Below are 2414 nucleotides of genomic sequence, written 5' to 3' on the forward strand. Positions count from 1 at the left end.
ATCCCCCTCCCTTCAATTCCCTCCCACCAGGGGAGGGAGAAACCGTTTCCTCCCCCTCGATGGGGGAGGGTAGGGTGGGGGTGTCTGTACCCCAAGAAGCCGCTTCGCGCCTTCTTGGGGACCCTCCTATCTTACCAGCACGACTTTTGAAGGGCTAGCCTTCTCTACCTGCGGCACGATAAAATACACCCCAGGCCAGTAACACCCACGCCCTCCTCCCCATTGGATTGTGCCATGAGTCTGTGATGAGCGCAGCTCATCAACTCTTCTTCCCGTTGCGTCGTAGACGGATGCGGAGAAACCGTTCGGGCAGTTGGAGTAGCTAAGGGTGATCGTTGAACCGATTGACGTAACGGACAAGGGGCTTAAGTCCCTTGTCTCAGTGTGCTCCGCGATGCCGACCATGTTCCAGTCGGTTACGGTCGCCCATGCCTCGAATATAGTATCCGAGTTGAAGCGCGAATACACCCACAAGATGCGGTCGTCCGATGCTGCCACAGCAGGAAACACAACGGCACGTGCTCCTGTTGTGGCGGTATCCGAACCAAGCGGGAAATCGTACTCGAAGGTGGCCGTTGTCCGGCTTGGTTCGTTGTTCTTTATCTCTCCTAAAAAACCTGTTGCGCGGTGGAAGAACTGGTTCCAGGATTTTTTGTAGGCCCTGTCGTAGGTAAAGGCAAAGCGGTCGTCAGGCGATATGCCTATTGAAAATCTTCCTGCAGCATCTGAAGAAGTCGCATACCTCGGGTCGACCCAATCCAGGAGGCAGATGGGATGTGCAACAGCGCCTCTTGAACTGAACACGCGACTGAGGAGCGGTATCGCAGGAGCGGGAACGGCGGCCCAATCGAGCCAAAAGACTGCGAAACGGTCGTTATCGAACCATTGCGGCTCAGCCCGGCCTGATCTGGCAAAGGCGATGCTGTCGTTTACGCGGTAGCCTGTGGGGTTCCAGGGAAGGATGGACTCATCGTCGCGGTTGAATACCTGGTAGCGCGGCATATGGTCGTAGATGCCTGAGCCCAGGTGTGTTTCCGTTACTGTAACGACCACGTCCCCGGAATCGTTCAACGATATGGAGTGATAATTCAAAATTATCATGTCGGTGGAATCCGTCAGAGGAAAAGAGTCCCCGTCGAATGCCAGTACCGCTGAGTCCTTTGGAGTTCCGTCAAGTTCGAATCTTTGAAACCAGATGCCGTAGGTTTCACCTTTTGTATCCTCAAAAGGTAAGACGAACTCGCCGTTATTTGCAAGGTCTATGGACATGATCGAATATGGCCCTAAAGTATAATCGAGCAATGTCCTTGCTGGCCCTGAAGGAGTGCCCAGCGGATTGAAGCTTTGAGAACGGATAAAGCCGTTTGAGTGCACTGAAGGCGATGGATTGTTACCCCAGACAAGCACAGTATTACCTTCATTGTCCATGTCGAGAAATGGGTGATAAATCCAATTCGTGTCCTCCAATTTGGAAATCTTATATGGGTCGGTTAATGGTTTGCCATCCTTATCAAAAAAGCGGATAAAGAGATTCAAGTCGTATCCAACCGGAAGCTTTAGGCTGTCTATCCATGCAATCGCGAAACGTCCGTCCGAAGCCATCGCCGCACGAACGTATACCTGGTGATGTTTTTGCTCCGCATCGGCAATGCGGAACGATTCCTTAAGCACACCTGTGAAAAGCAATGAAACAAGAAAAAACAGATTGAACATTACTGCCTCCTCGGTCGATTACCAGTTAAGTTTAGCATCCTTAAAAGTTTTGTCAAGGCTCAAAAAGGCTCAAAGAGGAGGGCGGCTTACCCTCCTCTTTTTCCTATTGTCTTGCGCCGTTGCTGGAACCACCACCGGTAAGCCTGAAGGAGTACTTGAAGTTACATCCCAACCCAATAAGTAAGAATCTGGATTGGTATCATAATTGAAATATTCATTATCGTCTCTTGTGCCTGTGTCCCACGTACCACTAACCGCAGACCAGGTTGTTTCTACCGTGTTCTTTCTTCGTATTGCAGTGCCGGACCAGACACCATTGCCTTCTTTTGTACCTGTCTGACCCGTATCCTTGCCGCCCAATAGAGAATCGGGTCTTAGATAAATCGTATCGTCAAGTGCGCTGCATACAAAACAGGGAGCGGGGCTTGAGAGACTATGTATATTATAGAAGGTGTCACGGGCCACGGAATAGGTAGAATCATCAGAGCTTCCTGATGCTGACCCTACCTCCGCGTATGTATAGCCATTGTAATAAAGGGTTCCGCCCACGAACCAGCCGTTCCATGTCTCATAATAGGCGTGGGCCGTTGTTGCCGCCGCAAGCGCCATCACTACTGCGGCAAGGATGAGGGCTTTATTCCTGCCCATTGTTTCTCCTTTGTTTATTTTACAATGATTTCTCAGGAACCCTGTCAATCCTG

Annotated in this window: 2 protein-coding genes; both read right to left on the bottom strand. The window is 50.9% G+C overall.

Annotation, left to right across the window (positions count from 1 at the left end):
* Positions 1 to 126 precede the first annotated feature (126 nt).
* Positions 127 to 1713 carry a hypothetical protein gene (locus GX441_11495; GenBank protein ID NLI99266.1) on the bottom strand — a complete coding sequence of 529 codons (1587 nt, stop codon included), beginning with the start codon at positions 1711 to 1713 and terminating at the stop codon, positions 127 to 129.
* A gap of 69 nt (positions 1714 to 1782) precedes the next feature.
* The gene (locus GX441_11500) at positions 1783 to 2361 is read right to left on the bottom strand and encodes a hypothetical protein (protein ID NLI99267.1); all 579 of its coding nucleotides are present in this window, start codon (positions 2359 to 2361) and stop codon (positions 1783 to 1785) included.
* Positions 2362 to 2414 lie beyond the last annotated feature (53 nt).

The organism is bacterium (assembly GCA_012517375.1).
Classification (GTDB): domain Bacteria; phylum Hydrothermota; class Tepidihabitantia; order B3-TA06; family B3-TA06; genus JAAYVC01.

Excerpts from the sequence above, each read along its gene's own strand:
- GX441_11500 (NLI99267.1), bottom strand. The coding sequence starts at position 2,361 with ATGGGCAGGAATAAAGCCCTCATCCTTGCCGCAGTAGTGATGGCGCTT.
- GX441_11495 (NLI99266.1), bottom strand. The coding sequence starts at position 1,713 with ATGTTCAATCTGTTTTTTCTTGTTTCATTGCTTTTCACAGGTGTGCTT.